At 70.4% G+C, this 16,905-nt stretch carries 9 protein-coding genes (1 of these 9 cut by a window edge); 2 read left to right on the forward strand and 7 right to left on the reverse strand.

Translation table 11 applies throughout. From position 1 onward, the window contains the following. The 3 genes from ABD798_RS19855 to ABD798_RS19865 all read right to left on the reverse strand — a co-directional run. Positions 1 to 6,583: the start of a WXG100-like domain-containing protein gene (locus ABD798_RS19855; RefSeq protein ID WP_344876936.1), read on the reverse strand. The gene continues 69,632 nt to the left of window position 1, outside the view; the window shows 6,583 of its 76,215 coding nt (coding positions 1-6,583); it begins with the start codon at positions 6,581 to 6,583; its stop codon lies beyond the left edge, outside the window. A gap of 105 nt (positions 6,584 to 6,688) precedes the next feature. Continuing rightward, complete coding sequence (locus ABD798_RS19860) at positions 6,689 to 7,018, reverse strand: hypothetical protein (RefSeq protein WP_344876938.1); 330 nt, start codon at positions 7,016 to 7,018, stop codon at positions 6,689 to 6,691. Continuing rightward, positions 7,015 to 7,443, reverse strand: coding sequence for a YbaB/EbfC family nucleoid-associated protein (locus ABD798_RS19865; RefSeq protein WP_344876940.1), 429 nt, complete (start codon positions 7,441 to 7,443; stop codon positions 7,015 to 7,017). The genes ABD798_RS19860 and ABD798_RS19865 overlap by 4 nt, the downstream gene beginning before the upstream one ends. Before the next feature lie 78 nt (positions 7,444 to 7,521). Here ABD798_RS19865 and ABD798_RS19870 point away from each other — a divergent pair, with 78 nt between their 5' ends. Next, the gene (locus ABD798_RS19870; RefSeq protein ID WP_344876942.1) at positions 7,522 to 8,796 is read left to right on the forward strand and encodes a S8 family serine peptidase; all 1,275 of its coding nucleotides are present in this window, start codon (positions 7,522 to 7,524) and stop codon (positions 8,794 to 8,796) included. Positions 8,797 to 8,898: 102 nt separating this feature from the next. On the opposite strand, the gene ABD798_RS19875 is transcribed toward ABD798_RS19870, so the two are convergent. The 4 genes from ABD798_RS19875 to eccD all read right to left on the reverse strand — a co-directional run bounded on the left by ABD798_RS19875 (position 8,899) and on the right by eccD (position 12,638). Further along, positions 8,899 to 9,189, reverse strand: coding sequence for a WXG100 family type VII secretion target (locus ABD798_RS19875; RefSeq protein ID WP_344876944.1), 291 nt, complete (start codon positions 9,187 to 9,189; stop codon positions 8,899 to 8,901). A gap of 67 nt (positions 9,190 to 9,256) precedes the next feature. After that, positions 9,257 to 9,595: a hypothetical protein gene (locus ABD798_RS19880; RefSeq protein ID WP_344876946.1), complete on the reverse strand. Its 339-nt coding sequence runs from the start codon at positions 9,593 to 9,595 to the stop codon at positions 9,257 to 9,259. A 159-nt stretch (positions 9,596 to 9,754) separates the two neighbouring features. Beyond that, positions 9,755 to 11,197: a type VII secretion protein EccB gene (gene eccB, locus ABD798_RS19885; RefSeq protein WP_344876948.1), complete on the reverse strand. Its 1,443-nt coding sequence runs from the start codon at positions 11,195 to 11,197 to the stop codon at positions 9,755 to 9,757. Positions 11,198 to 11,234: 37 nt separating this feature from the next. Then, the gene (gene eccD, locus ABD798_RS19890) at positions 11,235 to 12,638 is read right to left on the reverse strand and encodes a type VII secretion integral membrane protein EccD (RefSeq protein ID WP_344876950.1); all 1,404 of its coding nucleotides are present in this window, start codon (positions 12,636 to 12,638) and stop codon (positions 11,235 to 11,237) included. A 148-nt stretch (positions 12,639 to 12,786) separates the two neighbouring features. Between eccD and eccCa the strand changes: the two genes are divergently transcribed. After that, positions 12,787 to 16,761 carry a type VII secretion protein EccCa gene (gene eccCa / locus ABD798_RS19895; protein ID WP_344876952.1) on the forward strand — a complete coding sequence of 1,325 codons (3,975 nt, stop codon included), beginning with the start codon at positions 12,787 to 12,789 and terminating at the stop codon, positions 16,759 to 16,761. Positions 16,762 to 16,905 lie beyond the last annotated feature (144 nt).

The following is a 16,905-nucleotide window of genomic DNA, read 5'->3' on the forward strand; positions in this document are numbered from 1 at the left end:
TGTTCAGCTCGGTCTGGGCCTTGGCCCGCTCCTCGTCGGTGCCGGGGGAGGTGAGGAGGGTCTTCTTGATCTCCTTGAGCTGGTTGATCATCTCGTTGTTGTCGCCCACCTTCGCCTCGAGCCTGGCGATGGTGTTGGTCATCCGGCGGAGGTCGGCGCCCTCCTCGGTGACCACCCGCACCTCGACCCGCTCGCCCGTGTGGACGTCGCGCACGGTGAAGCGCAGTCCCGGGTCGCCGTCCGGCCACCCGTTGACGATCGCCCCCTCCAGGTGCAGGGAGAACTCCTGCATCTCCCGCAGCAGGGCGCGGACGTGGTCGGCGTGGCCCTCCTCCGGCAGCGTCACCATGACGTGCGGCCGCAGGGCGCCGTCCGGGAGGCGCTCCTCCTCGCGCTCGATCTCGTCCGCGGTCCGGTCGATGGCGTTGAAGAGGTTGCGCAGCACGCGCTCGGCGTTGCTCTCGTCCTCGTTGTCCGCGTCGGCGTCGGCGGTGTCCATCGCGGAGGTGCCCAGCGCGGGTCCGCCGATGAGCACGATGTGCAGCTGGATCTTGCCGTTGACCTCGCGGACGCGGACGACCTCGAACTCCGAGCCGGCTGGCAGCAGCGTGTCAGCCGTCCAGCCGTCCGAGCCGATGTGCACGACCCGCGCGTCGCCGGGCACGTAGACAACAGCCTCGTAGGCGCTGTCGGCGGCGTGCTCGGTGTTGGTCGACGCCGCGATCGGGCTCTCGTAGGCGAAGCGGTGCCCCATGAGCTTCGCCTCGTCCGCGCCCACGGTCGCGACGAGGTCCTCGAAGCCCCAGCGCACGGCGACCGGACCGGTCACGGCGGTCTCGTACTCGCCGCGGCTCTCCGCGATCTCGTTGAGCACGCGGGCGTCCCGCTTGGCGAGCAGGGTCTGCTCGTTCTTCACCCGCACGTCGTTGAAGCCGTACCAGCGCTTCAACGCCTCCGCGTCGACCAGCTCCTCGTAGACGCCGGTCTCCACCAGCTCCTCGGCGGTGATCGGCCGGCTGGTGTCGGCCCACTTCTCCTTCCGCGCGAGCTTGCGCAGCCTCGACAGCTCCCGGAGGTTGCCCCGGAAGTCCTTGACGTAGCTCAGGGACGCCGCCGGCCTGAGCAGCGCCCGCTGCTGCTCGAGATGACGCAGGTTGTCGGCGCGGATCTGCAAGGCCTTCTGGTGCGCCTCGGTGATCCGCTTGTTCTCCTCCGCGGAGTCGGCGAAGACCGCCATCGCGCCCAGCGACAGCTCGGGCATGTCCTCGGGGATCTCGCCGAGCCGCTCGGCGGCGGCCTCGCCGTCGACCGCGTCGGCGACCCAGTCGGGCGCCTTGGCCTGCGTGTAGGCCGAACGCACGATCGGGGTGACCTCCGGCCGTACGTTGTCGAGGCCGCGCGGCACGATGCTGGCCTCGGCCAGCTCGTCCCGCCGCTGTTCCAGCTCGGTGCGCCCCAGGACCTGCTGGGCCCGCCGCTGTTCCAGCTGCTCGAGCCTGCGCTCGAGATCAGCCAGCGCGCGCGCCAGCGGATCGCCCTGCGCGTTCTCGGACTGCTCCGATTGCTCGGGGGTCTGTTCCGGGGTCTGCTCCGGCGCGTTCCGCAGCGAGGGCTCGGCGGCCTCGGCCCGCTTCGCCTCCTGCTGCCGGAGAGCTTCCTCCCGCTGCTCCAGCTCCTGGCGGAACCTCTCGACCCTGCGGTCGATCTCCTCCTCGGTGAGCGTGCCCTCGGCCGCGCGCCGCTGGAGGTCGCGCCGGGTAGCCTCGAGTTCCTCCACCGCCTCGCGCAGGCGGCTCTCCTCGCTGTCCAGCCTGGTCAGCCCGTTGGCGACGCTGCGCGCTTCCGCGCCCTGCGGGGTGACCAGGCGCAGCCGCACCAGCTGCCCGGTCCGCACGTCGCGCAGCTGGGCCACCAGGCCGCTGTCGCCGTCGGCCCACGCGTTGACGATCGGTCCGTCCAGCTGCAGCCCGAGCCCGTGCAGTCGCTGCAGCAGGTCGCGGGCGGCGTCGGCGTGACCGGTCTCGGGCAGCCGGGCCATCGCGGCGATCACCAAAGGGCCGTCGCCGGGCAGCGCGAGGTCGTTCAGCATGTCGACGCCCTCGCCGGCCTGCTCGGCGGCCTTCTTCAGCGCCTCGATCGCCCGGTCCCGGGGTTTCGCCTCCGGCTCGGCGCTGGGCCGGGAGAGCAGCTCGCCCGCGTCCTCGCGCCAGTCGCCCTGGGCGCTCAGCTCGGCGACACCGTCGGGCACCTGTACGGCCCGGTAGACCTCTTCCATCCGCTTGGCCAGAGCCTCGCGCAGCGGGTCGTCCTCGGCGAGGCCGTCCAGCGCCTGCTCGGTCCTGATCCCGGTCAGCCGCGCGGTGAGCGAGCCCGGGGTCTCCAGGTTCAGCACGACGGTGTCGCCGCCGGGGGTGAGCCACGTGGTGCTCACCCCGAGCCCGCCCGCCGTCCAGCCGTTGACCAGGCCGTCACCGTGCTCGTCGGCGACGAGGGTGTGCCCGCTCGCCTCCATCGCGAGGATGATCCGCCGGACGTCGTCGCTGTGCTCCGGCCCCGCCAGCCGCACCGTGTAGCGCGAGCGGTCGCCGGGTGCGTCGGGGTCCGAGGTCACTCGCGCGGAGGGCACCGCGGAGGTGACGGCCGCGAGCACCGGAGCGGCCCGCTGGCTGGTGCGCAGCATGACGTCGCCGTCGGCCAGCAGGCCTTCGCCCATGACCACCTCGTGCGCGCGCATCAGCGCCTTGCGCATCAGCACGCCCGCGATCATCCGGCGCTGACCGGCGTTGTCCGGGCTGAACCCGGAGACCTCGATCAGCATCGGCGTCGCCTGCCGCAGCACGCCGTCGACGACGACCCGCCGCGGCGGCGTGATCCGCATGCCGCCCGCGCGCAGGTCGTTGACGGTCCGGATCTGGGCGTCGACGACCGTGCCGTCGGGGAAGTGCAGCCGGATCAGCTCGTCGCTGACCTCCTCCATCCGCACGGGGAGCGCGGCACCGGTGTCGGGATCGGTGGCCGTCTGCCCGACGAGCCTGCGGACCGCGTCGACGAGGTCGCCGTCGAACTCCTGGTGGTACTCCGAGTCGGCGCTGACCTCGACCTTGTCCTCGAGCGGCTTGGTCTTGGTCTCGCCCGAGGTGCTCTCGGCGTTGTGCGAGGTCCTGGCGTGCGGCAGGGCGCCGTCGGGGTCGTTGCCCGGCACGGTGTCGTGCAGTTCGCGCAGCGCGGTGTCGATGTAGGAGCGCATCTGCGCCGCGTCTGCCGTCGCCGGGATGGTGACCCGCGCGGTGCTCTGCTGGGCGATCGTCCCGTCGTGCAGGCCGATCCAGTCACCGGCGTCGACCACGACGTGGTCGGCTTCGAAGTCCACCACGACGTCGACCGCGATGCGGGTGCCGGTCGAGTAGTGCACGAGCAGCGTGCTCAGCCGCGGCTCTTCTTCCTGCTGGACGAACGCCAGTGCCGCCCTCTTCGCCGACGGGACCGTGGTCTTGGCGTGACCGGTGACCGCGATCGGCCTCGGGCTGCCGTCCGGGGAGCCCGTCTGCTCACCGTTCTGCAGCCGCTGCACCTCCTCGGACAGCACCTGCAGAGAGCGGTCCGAGTCGTCGGTGTCGCTGTCGGCGGCGTTCTCCGGCGAGGTCTTGGGGGCTTCGACCTGAACGGCGCGCGGCACCGTGTGCCAGCTCTCGCCCTCCCTGGCGACATCGGGGTCGGCGGGGGTAGCCCTTCCGTTGCCGGGGCCGACGTTGCCGGCCTCCACCACCGGGCTGCTGGTCCACAGCACCCGCAGCGCCCGGTCCATCTGGGCCTTGGCGTGCGCGATCATGCCCAGGGGGTCGCTCGCGATGGCCGTGGACAGGTGGATCTGCGCAGGGCTGGTCTGCACCCAGCCGTTGGGGGTCAGCTCGAAGCTGCCGGGCACGGCGCGGACGGCACCGGGCGGCAGGTCCGGGTCGACCGCGAGGGTCACCTTGACGACGGTCCCGTCCTCGGAGGTGGCGGTGATGCTGACGGGCCTGCCGCGCGAGTCGGTGTCGATCGTGAGAGTGCCGCGGTTCTGGAGATCCTCGATGGCTGCCGAGAAGGAGGCCTTGGTCATCTCCTCGGAGTGCACGACGGGGGCTTCGGTGTTCTCGCCCTCCGTCGTGAACTCCGCCATCCGGTCTTCCGGCGTCTCCAGCGTCTGCTCGGGCGCCTGCTGGGTGTCGCCGATGGTGCTGCTGCCGCGCCGCTGGTCGCCGCCGTCGGGGTCGCTGCTGTTGGTGTTGCTGCTGTTGGTGTTGTTGCTGTCAGGGTCGTTGCCGGTGGTTTCCCCGGTGTTCGGGTCAGTCGTGTTCGGGTCGGCCGTGTTCGGATCGGTCGTGTTCGGGTCGCCGGATTCGTTGGTGCCGCGGGAACCGGGGTCCGTGCCCTGGGTGCCGTCGGGGTCGGTCTGACCGGTGTTGCTCTCGCCGGTGTTCGCCTCGCCGGACTGGTTCTGCGCCTCGCCGCGGCCGCCGGTGTTGGCTTCGCCGGTGTTCGTGTTCGTGTTGGTGTCGGGGGCGCGCTCGCCCTCGGGCCGCGCCTGCTGCCCCTGCTGCTCGGGCCGTGCCTGGGCCTCGTTCTCGGGGGAGGGGTTGGGCCTGCGGGTCTCCTCGGTGCGCTCCGGGGTCCGGGTGTTCCCTTCACCCTGGCCCTGCGAGGTGTCCGGGCTCTGCTGCTGTTGCTGCTGCGGAGTCGGCTGGCCCGGCTCGGCGACGCGCCTCTGCTCGCTCTCGCCGCCGCGCTGAGCGGGGACGTTCTCGCCCGTCCTGCCGCCGGTGTTGGGCTGCCCACCACCGGTCTGCCCACCACCGGTCTGGCCACCACCGGTGTGCCCGCCACCCCCGATGACCGACGGGTCCGGCGGGCTGACGGGCTGGGCGACCGAGCCGATCAGGTCGGAGACGGAGGCGATCTGCCCCATCGACTGGCGTGCGAGGTTGAAGTCCTGGACGCTCATCCGGGCCTCGGCCCAGCTGCGCTCGCCGATGACCTGCTCCCAGGTACCACCGAGAGCACCACCGACGGCCGCCTGCCAGAGGTTCTCCGAGGACAGCTCCTCGGCGGGGAGGTTGCCGCGTGCCGCGCGCTGCGCGATCACGTCCGCGGGTGCGGCTCCCATGCTGATCGCGAGTTCCTGCACGCCGTAGGAGGCGTACGCGCCGGCGATACCACCGGCCGCACCGAGCGTGAGGTAGCCCATGGTCCGGTTGGCCATGCCGAGCGGAGCACCACCGAGGGCCGCGCCGACGAAGGCCTGCGCGGTCGCCAGTGGGTTGAACTCGTAGAAGCCGTTGGTGCGCGCACCCGTCACGACCTGCGCCACGACGTCGGTGCCCACACCGTAGAGCAGGGCGGAGCGGAGACCGTAGCCCTTGACGCGCTGCCACAGCTCGCGGCGCGCGCTCGTGTTGGCCAGGCTCCGCTCCATCTGGTTGACCAGCTGCCTGCGCAGCGCGGGCTCCAGCGCCGTCTGCGGCAGCTCTCGCCCGGCGAACCGCGCCGCGGCGAGCCGGGCGACCTCCCTGTTCGTCGCCGTGCTCATCACCCGCGCCGTGATGGCCCTGCGTGCCTGTGCCCTGGCGAGCAGCCCCCCGCCACGCTGGGCGGTCTCTCGCACGGCCTCGGTGATCAGCCGTTGCGCCAGCTCGTGCTGCACCCGTTGCGCGGCACCGCGCCCGGCGATCGTCGACGGCCGGACCACGTTGCCGACCCTGGCCAGCCCCCTGCCCGCGCCGCGCACCAGGTTCATCGGGTTCTTCACCAGGTTCACCGCGCCGGCGACGAGGTGACTCGCCCCGGCGGCGGTGACTGTCGCGACCTTGACCGCGGCCTTGCCGACGCCCTTGGCGACGAGCTTCGGGATCGTGATGGCGATGGTCTTGGCGATCACTCGCGGCGCCTGGCGCCCCGCTGCCTTGAGTCCACCGAGGGTGACGGAGCGGATCGGGCCACCCCGCGCGACGATCCGCGTGATCGCCTCCAGGGCCTCCTTGGCGATCGCCTTGGCCGTGAGGGTGCGCGCGACGAACGTGGCGGGAATGGTGGCCAGGGAGGCGCCCACGGACGGAATCGCAACGGCGATCGCCCGGATCACCTCGGTGACGAGCAAGATGAGGTTGGCCTGGTACATGCTCTTCATGAGCACGACCTGGGAGTTGAAGTTCATCACTCCCATGCCGACCTTGCTCATGGCCTGGGAGAGGTCGTAGAGGCTGCGTTGCAGTTCGGCGACCTTCTCGTTGATCGCGTACGCCGTCGCGCCCTCGAAGTTGAACTCCATCTCGGAGCTGATCCGCAGCAGCTCCTCGCTGAACTCCGTGATGCGGTTCGACTCGTCGAAGTAGTGCTTGGCGAGCTCGGCCGAGAGGTCCGCGTCGGCCTCGGGGTAGTCACCGAGCAGACCGTTGACCACCATGGTCATGTTGATCGGCGGCACCCAGACGCCGAGATGGGACGCCCAGGCGCGGAACTCGTCGACGTACTTGTCGACCTTCTTCGCGAAATCCTGCATCGCGTAGGCGAAGGGGTCGACAGCCGAGTCGACAAAGTTCCCCACCAGGCACCCCAGACCCTCAAAGTGAAAAGATAAAAAGGCACGTCTCCGTGCCGATCAGCTATTCTGATGTGTTCGGAGACGTGCGCGTAGGCCTCGTGCTCGGGCCTACTTCGAGCCGTGCTGCTTCTCGTTGTCCTGCTCGCCGGAGCGCAACTCGCCCGCCGCTTGGACCATGTAGGTCCCGATGTCCGAGATGACCTTGCCGACCTCCTGGCCCGCAGTGCCCATCTCGGTGGCGGTGCCGTCTTTGTACTGGTTCGGGTTGTTCATCGCCAAACCGATTTTGTCCTTGCCGAACGTCTTGGGGTCGCTCTCCGTCTCGTGACCGCGCTTGGCGTTGTCGACGGAGGCGGTGCCGAAGTCCTTGCCCGCCTGCGAGATGCGGTTGCCCAGGGACTCCAGCTGCTCGAGGAGTACGCGAAGGTTTCCACTCATTTCTTCTTCTCCTTCCGTTCGGCATAGACCTCGGCGTCGCTGCGGAAGACGTTCGCCAGCGGGTCCTCCTCATCGAAGGTTCCGCCACCTGCGAGCTTCTGCAGCTCACGCATCTCCGGGGGGAAATGCTCGCCCATAATATCTTGCGCCTGCTCGGTCGCGTCCTTGACCGCCGCGTTGGAGGTATTCAAAATCTTGCTTCTCAGTTCAGCCGCGTCCGGCTTGCGAAAAACTCTCGGATCGATTTCCAGATCGACCAGCTGGCCGCGCGGTCCGACCACGACCTTCACCATCCGGTCGTCCGACCAGGCGGTGCCGTTGATGTCCAGCATCCGTTGCTGGGTCTGTGGAATGGCGGCGGTCGTCTTTTGCAACTGCTCCAGCATGCTCTCGAAGAAGTTGTCACCTGGCATCGAGTAATCCATGCTGCCCTCCCTTGACGCGCGCCGTGTTCTCGGGTCGCCGGCTTGGCGCCCCTGGGCCATTATCCTATTATCGCCGCCGTGAACGCCAAGCGCATCGGCCGCGTGCTTCTCGCGTCGGCCGTGCTCTCCGCAGGCCTGCTCGCCGCTCCCGCCACCGTGACCGCACAGCAGCAGTGCGTCACCGGCGGCTCCGACATCCGCTCCGTTCCGTGGCCGCAGCGCCTGCTCGCGCCGGAGCGCGCCTGGCCGATGACCACCGGCTCCGGGCAGAAGGTCGCGGTGATCAGCACCGGCACCGGGGACAACCCGCTGCTCTCCGGCAAGGTCGCCGACTCGACCACCCTCGCCCGCGCCGACGGCCGCAACGCCAGCGGCAAGCCGGACTGCATGGGCACGGGCACCGGCGTCGCGGGCATCATCGCCGCCGCCAGCTCCACGGGCGTCGGTTTTCACGGCGTCGCGCCGGACGTCGCGCTGCTCTCGGCCAAGGTCGTCGCGGACAGCTACACCTCGGGAGGGCCGCCGAAGGCCGTCGAGCCCGGTCTGCTCGCCGAAGCCGTCGACTGGGCGGTGGGCAAGGGGGCCTCGGTGATCGCGGTGGCGGAGGTCGCTCGTGAGGACAGCGCCCAGCTGCGGCAGGCGGTGCAGAACGCGCTCGCGAAGGGCGCCGTCGTGGTCGCGGCGACGGGTGAGCCCGCTGGTGGCGACAGTCCGTACGCGGGCAAGCCGACCTACCCGGCTTCCCAGGACGGTGTGCTCGCGGTCGGCGCGATCGACGAGGGCGGCCTGCTCGCACCGGCCGCCAGCAAGATCGACATCGTCGCGCCGGGGCTGAACGTGCTGACGACCGCGCCCGGAGGCGGGCTGGCGACCGGGGGCGGGAGCTCCTTCGCCGCCGGTTACGTCGCGGCGGCCGCGGCACTGGTGCGCGCGTACTGGCCGACCCTGTCCAACGCCGAGGTCGTGAAGCGGTTGCGGGCCACGACCACCCCGGCCAACGTGGGGCCGGACCTGCGGGTCTACGGGGACGGCATCGTCAACCCGTACCAGGCGGTGATCGATCAGATGGCCAAGGGAGGCCCCGCGGTCCTGCCGCCGTTGAAGCAGGAGGAGCCCTCCGCCGAGGAGAAGGCGCGCACGGCCGCCGAGGACCACGCGAGGGCGTGGGGCTTCGGCGCCGCGGGCATCGGGGTGGGGATGGCCGGACTGGTGATCGCGCTGGCGATCTTCTGGCCGAAGGGCCGCCGCCGCGGCTGGCGCAGCGGGCTGGCACCCGATCCCGTCGAGCACCCCGAGGACGAGCTGCCCCAGCCGCCCGCCGAACTCTTCGGCGGGCGCGCTGGGAACAGCTGACGGGTTCGTCCGCACGGTGCTCGTCCCTCGGGGTCCGGATGGCGGCGGGGCCAGGGTGGGTAAAGGAGAGCCACCCGCGCGGGGTGGGACCGGACTTCTCGCTTAGAAGAGTCCGGTCAGGGACTGGTCCAGGGACTGCATGTCCTGGGAGCCCAGCGTGGTCTTCTGGCCGAAGTTCTCCTGGGCGCTGCCCATGCCGTCGGCCATCTGGTTCCACTCGATCTGGGCCTGCTCGAACGCCCCCATCGCGGCACCCTTCCAGGCGTCACCGCAGATGGACTGGGCTTCGCGCATCAGGGCGGCGAACGCCTCCTTCAGCGCCTGCGCGTGGGTCCGGGTGTTGGCGCCGAGCGTCTCGACTTCACCGAACCTGTAACCGATGGGCTGGCTCATTGGTCTTCCACCTTCGAGTCTGATCTTCGCTGGTTGAGTGGCTGGCAGAGCGTCACTGGACGGGGCATCAGCCCATGCGGCTGTTGAAGAGCTTGCCGTCGTCGCCCAGGTTCAGCGCCTCGAAGTTGCGCTTCTGCTCCTCGGAGAAGTCCAGCACCCGGTTCTTGGTCTGGGTGACACCGTTGAGCAGTTTGGTCAGGATCTCCTGGATCCGCTTCCACTCGTCGCTGAAGTCTTCCTGCTTCGTCAGCGCCGCGTTGGCCGCCGGACCGGTCCACGAGCCACCGACGTTGCTCATGTAGTCCTGCCGGATCTTGTTCATGATCTCAAGCGAGTCGTTACCGGTCTGCTCGATGGCCTTCTCGAGCTTGATCATCATGTCTTCTGTGAGCTTGGCTTCCGACACGGGCTGGTCACCTTCGATCTTGGAATCAGCGAGTCGTTCACATTCTCCGACGCACCGTGGGGGTGCGCGGTTCCACCGGACCCTAGAACAAGCTTAACCGCAGGTTGAAGCCTCGACTCTTCAGTTCCGATGGAAAAGTTATTCGGGTTTAGCGTGCGTTCAGCCCGCGCTGTGAACCGATCCAGCCATGCTCGGGTCCAGGGTCGGACCCACCGGGATGCGCTGCACGAGCGAGGCGGGCATCGACACCGCGGAGGCGGGGGAGTAGCCGAGTTTGCCCAGCACCTCGGCGCTGGGCACCGGGTAGCGGATGCCCAGGTCAGTGACGATGTTGAGCGCCCCGCCGTCCACCCGGTCCGATGCCGTCGCCCGCACGATCACCACTCCGCCGGGCGGCAGCAGCACGCGGTCGGCCAGCTTCGTGCCGCCCTGCGTCTGCGCCCGCGTCGCCAGGCCGTTGGCCAGGGCGTCGGCCCGGCCGCCGAGCGAGACCTCCGGCGCGGACTTGGCGTTTACCGCCCGCGAGCACACCGGGGCCTTGCCGTTGTCGCCGACCACCGCGAGCGCGGGCGGCTGCGCGGGAAGGGCCGCCGTGCCGGGGGTCGGTTCCAGCGCCTTGCTGCTCGGGGCCGCGGTCGCGGCGGCCGCGGAGACCTCCACCGGCTGCACCGAGTACTGGCCGCGCAGGATGCGCACCTGGAAGTCGTTGATCGGCGCGAGACCGTCGGTGCGCACCAGGTAGTTCTGCACGCCGTTGCCGACCTGGTGGAAGACGATGTCCCCGACCTTGCGGCCCGTCAGCACGGTGGAGTTCTGGCCCTGGTTGTCCACCTGGATCTGCCCGATGTCCTGGCCCGCGGGCAGGCCGTTGAGCCAGGCCGCGCCGACCGGCTCGATCATGCTCTGGGCACCGAAGACCGAGCGCAGCAGCGGCTCGGGTGAGGTGCCCGCGATCCGGTAGCGGTGGTTGTGCCAGACCAGGTGCACGCTGCGGTCGGATTCGTCGCGCACCAGCAGGCCGCGCTCACCGAGCGGAGTGCTGCCGGGCACACCGGCCCCGACCATCAGCGTGGTGGTCGGCGTCAGCCCACCGGTGCCGTTGTCGCCGAGCACCGAGCAGGTCGTCCACGGTTCGGTCAGGGCCTGTTTGGCGTCGGGCAGCGACATCGGAGCCCCGGGGATGCCCACCGTCGCGCCGCTGCGCGCGATGCCCGCCAGGTCGGCGGCGGACACCCGGTACGGGCCCGACGTGGTGGTCCCGCCCGCGCTGAGCAGCCTCGCGGAGGTGTAGTTCAGCGTGGGTTGCAGGCTCGGCTGCGCGTCCGCGCCCGCACCGGGCAGGTAGACGAAGGTCGCCCCGGTCTCCCGCTCGATGATCACCGCGCCCGGCTGCTTCCACGAGGTGCCGCCGATCCCGGTGAAGATGCCGTAGATGCCGTACCCGGCCGCGACCAGCACCGCGATCATCACGCCCGCGAACACCGCGCCCACGCCGCGGCGCAGCGGGGTCTGCTCGGGGTCGGTCTCGCGCAGCATCACCGCGGAGATCACCCGCTGCATCATGAACTGGTACGCCTGGAGCTGGTCGCGTCGGGTAGCCACGCTCGTCCTTCGCTGGGTGGGGTCGTCGGTCGAGGCCTCAGCCGACCGAGGCCATCAGTCCTTGCACGTAGAAGAAGAAGCCGGTGATGTAGCCGGCGTAGGGGATCAGCGCGATCAGCGCGACCACGTCCAGGATGTCGGCGAAGCGGCCGAGCCACGGGGACGGCGCCTTCTTGCTGTAGGTCAGCGCGGACAACGCCACCAACCCGGCCAGCACCACGACACCGAGCAGCAGCAGCGCCCTGGCCAGCGTGGTGTCCACGACCGACACCCACCCACCCGCGAGCATCAACGTCACCAGCACGCCGGAGAGCAGCAGCGGGAGCCTCTGGCGGGGGATGGGGAACAACCTGGCGCGCAGCACCAGCGCGAGCGCGACCAGGACCGCCATGGTGATCCGGGAGGCTCCGCCCTCGGAGATCAGGTACATCGAGGCCACGACGCTGCAGAGGGAGACGCCGAGCAGCAGGCCGGAGAGCGCCTCGTCGGTGCGGCCGACCGCGGCCACCACGACCGGCGACGGCGGCTGCCTGTCCTCCTTGACCAGGTCGGCGGCGCGCTGCGGCAGCTCCGGCAGCGGCAACCTGCCGATGCGCATCGCCAGCATCGGGTAGCCCGGGAGCAGGCCGATGCCCACCGCGAGCACCACTGACGCCGCGCCGCCCGCGGTCATCGAGCCGGCCAGGAGCGCGCCGAGCGCGCCGAGCACCCCGGTGAGGATGGCGGCGACGAACACCCGCCCGGCCACGGCGATGGAGACGTAACCAACCACGCCGAAGACCAGCAGCGCGATCGCCGCCAGCAGCAGCTGGGTCGAGCCGAAGCCGAGCAGAGGCATGTGGTTGGCCGCAGTGAGCTGGTAGCCGCCGATGAAGGCGTAGGGCAGCGAGCCGCCCGCGAAGACGACTCCGGCCCACGCGTCCGGCACGGCCCTGGCGATGGTCACGCCGACCGCCATGAGCACGGCACCACCCGAAAGCATGATGATGCCGGGGACCAGCCACGGTGGCTGGAAGAGCAGACCGCCCAGTGATCCGGCGAGCAGGATCGCCGTGGCCAGCGCGAGCCCGCAGCGGCGGGTCGCGGTGTTGCCCCAGCTGCGGCCGAAGCGGCGGGAACCGCTGGCGATCGCCTCCACCAGGTCGTCGTAGGAGATCTCCGGCCACTCCGCCTGGCCGGGACCCAGGTGCAGGATCTCGCCGTCGCGCACCTCCTGCGCGCTCAGCGGGCGCTGGCCGTCCAGCGCCTCCCCCGTCGGCCGTCGCAGGACCCAGCCGCCGTGGCGCTCGCCCTCGTCAGCCGCGTCCTCGCCCGCGTGACGCAGCAGGTAGGGCAGGAGCTCGGCGACGGTGACGTCCTCGGGCAGGGCCACGTCGATCGTGCGCTTGGGGGTCACGACCGTCACCTTGGCCAGGGTGGCACCCCGTGCGGGCATCGTCATGCGCACCTCCCACAAATGGATCGGGCATACCGGGCACAATGAGACCGTGATTCGCGGGGGCGGGCAGCACAGACAATCACCGGGGTAGTTTGCCCCATCAATACCGCGGCCGTTTCAGCACCAGGATTTTCGGGAGAAGGTTCAGGTTTTGGCAACGATCATCGTCAGGAGGCCGGAGCGCCGGGCGGCGCCCGAGCTCCCCTCGGGTGAGGTGGTTCTCGAGCCACCACCGGAGAATCCGCCCCCCGGCGGCAAGGGCTGGGGTCGCGCCATGATGATCCTGCCCATGCTCGCGGGTACCGCCGGTATGGCGCTGTTGATCGGCGCCGGCGGAAACCGAGGACCTCTCATGTATGTCGCGGGTGGCCTTTACGGCACCGCGGCGCTGGGCATGGTGCTTTACCAAATCCTGAGCCAGCAGGGGCAGGGCGCGAGCAAGCAGGAGATGGCCCAGAACCGCCGCTCCTACCTGCGCAAGCTCAGCAAGCAACGCGCCCAGGTGCGCGACACGATCGAGCGGCAGCGGCTGGCGATGTTCTACCGCCACCCCAACCCCGACCGGCTCTGGTCGACCGTGCAGAGCGCGCGGCTGTGGGAGCGCAGACCGCACGAGTGGGACTTCTCCGTCGTCCGGATCGGTCTCGGCAGCCAGGCGCTGGCCACCCCGCTGGTGCCACCGGAGACCAAGCCGGTCGACGAGCTCGAACCGATGTCGGCGATGGCGCTGAGCAAGTTCGTCAACCGCTACTCCACCGTGCCCGACCTGCCGATCGCGGTGGCGCTGCGGGGTTTCTCCCGGATCTACGTCACCGGGGACGAGGACCGCAAGCGCGCCTTCGCCAGGGCGGTCGTCGCGCAGCTGGTCACCTTCCACGCGCCCGGCGAGATCCTGGTCGCCGTCTGCGCACGGCAGGAGGAACGGCCGCTGTGGGAGTGGGCGAAGTGGCTGCCGCACGCGCTGCACGACAGCAAGACCGACGCCGTCGGCCAGATCCGGCTGGTGGCCTCCGCGGTCACCGCGCTGGAGGCGATGCTCGACGACGTGCTGGCCAACCGGCCCCGGTTCAACCCCGGCGCGATGCCGATCGAGGGCTCCGCGCAGCTGGTCGCCTTCGTGGACGGCGGCAACACCGCCAGCTCCGAGCACCTGATGATCGAGGGCGGTGTCGAGGGGGTGACGGTGTTCAACCTCTCCGAGACCCCGCCGAGGGTGCTCGACTCCACCACCCTGGTCCTGGACATCGACTCCGACGGCGCGATGCGCAGCAGGACGATGGACGGCGAGGCCGCTATCGGCACCGCCGACGCGCTCTCCGTGGAGGAGATGCTCGGCCTGGCCAGGAGCCTGGCGCCGATGCGGCTGTCCGCGCTGGCCAGCGGTGACCAGCCGCTGTCGACCTCGCTGGAGCTGACCGACCTGCTCGGGCTCGGCGATCCCTACCAGCTCGACGTCGGGCAGACCTGGGCGGCCAGGTCCAACCGGGACCGGCTGCGGGTGCCGATCGGCCTCACCGCCGACGGCAGGCCGATGGAGCTCGACCTCAAGGAGTCCGCCCACGACGGCATGGGCCCGCACGGCCTGCTGGTCGGGGCCACCGGCTCCGGCAAGTCGGAGCTGCTGCGCACCCTGGTGCTGGCGCTGGCGATCACCCACGACCCGGAGATCCTCAACTTCGTGCTCACCGACTTCAAGGGTGGCGCGACCTTCACCAAGCTGGACAAACTGCCGCACACCAGCGCGGTGATCACCAACCTGGAAGACGAGCTGCACCTCGTCGACCGCATGCTCGACGCGATCCAGGGCGAGCTGATGCGCAGGCAGGAGCTGCTGCGGAAGGCGGGCAACTACGCCAACCAGCGCGACTACGAGAAGGCGCGCACCGCGGGCGCCCCGCTCGACCCGCTGCCCGCGCTGCTGGTGATCGTGGACGAGTTCTCCGAGCTGCTCACCGCGCGGCCGGACTTCATCGAGATGTTCGTCCAGATCGGCCGCGTCGGCCGGTCGCTGGGCGTGCACCTGCTGCTGGCCTCGCAGCGACTGGACGAGGGCAGGCTGCGCGGCCTGGACTCGCACCTGTCCTACCGCGTCGGTCTGCGCACGTTCTCCGCGATGGAGAGCCGCGCGGTGCTCGGCGTTCCGGACGCGCACCAGCTGCCGAGGGCACCCGGCAACGGCCTGCTGCGCACCGGCACCGAGGACCTGGTCCGCTTCCGCGCGGCCTACGTCTCCGGGGTGCACCACAAGGGCGGCCAGCGGCTCGTCGACGACGAGGGCCGTGAGATCGACCCGGTGCAGGACTACTCGACCCGCTACCTGCGCCCCCGCCTGGCGGACAAGCCGGTGGAGCAGGCCAAGCCGGACACCAGCGAGGAGATCGGCGAGACCCTGCTGGACGTCCTGGTCGACCGGCTCGCAGGCAAGGGGCGGCCCGCCCACCAGGTGTGGTTGCCGCCGCTGGACGCGCCGCCGACGCTCGACCAGCTCGTCGGCCCGCTGACCGTGGACCCCGAACGCGGGCTGACCTCCTCCGCGCTCGAACCGCGCGGGGCGCTGCGCGCCGTGGTCGGCGTCATCGACCGGCCCGCAGAGCAGCGCCGCGACACCTACTGGCTGGAGCTGGCTGGGGCAGGTGGGCACATCGCCGTCGCCGGTGGTTCGCACAGCGGCAAGAGCACCGCGCTGCGCACGATCATCGGCAGCCTCGCGCTCACCCACACCCCGCGCGAAGTGCAGTTCCTCTGCCTGGACTTCGGCGGTGGCGGTCTGACCGCTTTGCGCTCGCTCGCCCACGTCAGCGGTGTCGCGACGCGGCGGGACGGCAACCAGGTGCGGCGCTCGGTGGCCGAGGCGCAGAGCCTGCTCGCCGAGCGGGAGCAGCGCTTCGCCGACCTGGGCATCGACAGCATGGCCACCTACCGGCAGATGCTGCGCGCCGGTCGCTTCCCCGAGGACCGCTTCGGCGACCTGTTCCTGGTCATCGACGGCTGGGCGACCATCCGCACGGAGTTCGAGACCCTGGAGCCCGCGCTGTCGGAGCTGGTCAACCGCGGTCTGGCCTTCGGCGTGCACCTGCTCGTGGCGTGCAACCGGTGGATGGACCTGCGGATGAACATCCGCGACATGTTCGGCACCAAGGTGGAGCTGCGCATGGGTGACGCGACCGACTCGGTCATCGGCCGCAGGCAGGCCTCTGCGGTGCCGGAGCAGTCGCCCGGCCGCGGTCTCGCCCCGGACGCGATGCACTTCCTGGCCGGGGTGCCGAGGATCGACTCGAAGGAGACCGCGGAGAACCTCACCGAGGGAACGCAGAACCTGGTCGAGATGGTCAACGGCGCCTGGCGGGGACCGAGGGCCTCGGTGGTGCGGCTGCTGCCCGCGCTGCTGCCCTACGAGGAGCTGCCCGCCGCCGAGCCGGATCGCAAGGCCGTGCCGATCGGCATCGCCGAGCGCGACCTGCAGCCGGTCTACCTGGACTTCGCAGCCGAACCGCACCTGGTGCTCTTCGGTGACGTGGAGTCCGGCAAGAGCTCGTTCCTGCGGGCGCTGGCCACCGGCATCATGGCCCGCTACTCGCCGAAGGAGGCCCAGATCGCCCTGGTCGACTTCCGCAGGAGCATGCTCGGGCTGGTGCCGGAGGAGTACCTCATCTCCTACACCACCACGCAGGCCAAGGTCGGGGACATGGTCCAGCTGACCATGGGCGTGATGAACAAGCGGCTGCCCGGCTCCGACGTCACCCCCGAGCAGCTGCGCAAGCGGAGCTGGTGGAGCGGCCCGGAGCTGTTCATCCTGGTCGACGACTACGACCTGGTGTCGGCGGGCTCGCACCAGAACCCGCTGGTCCAGTTGCTGGAGTTCCTCACCCAGGGCCGTGACGTCGGCCTGCACATCGTGGTGACCCGGCGCACCGGTGGCGCCTCCCGGGCCATGTACGACCCGGTCGTCGCCAGAATCAGGGACCTGGCCTCGCCGGGCATCCTGATGTCCGGGCGCCCGGAGGAGGGCCCGCTGCTGGGCAACATCAAGGCGCAGCCGCTGCCACCCGGCCGGGGCTGGCTGACATCACGCAACGGTAACGAGCTGATCCAGCTGGGCTACCTGCCGCCGGATCAGGAAGACTGAATCAAGAAGCATGCTCCTACAAGGAATCTGAATCCTTTCGGTCAGCTTTCGCTCCGCCAGCCTGGAACCATCGGCACACTGGCACCGTCTCTAGTAACGGCGGTATCCCTCCAGGCGGCGGGGCGACGGCGAACACCAGGTGGT

The organism is Allokutzneria multivorans (genome assembly GCF_039537405.1).
GTDB lineage: Bacteria > Actinomycetota > Actinomycetes > Mycobacteriales > Pseudonocardiaceae > Allokutzneria > Allokutzneria multivorans.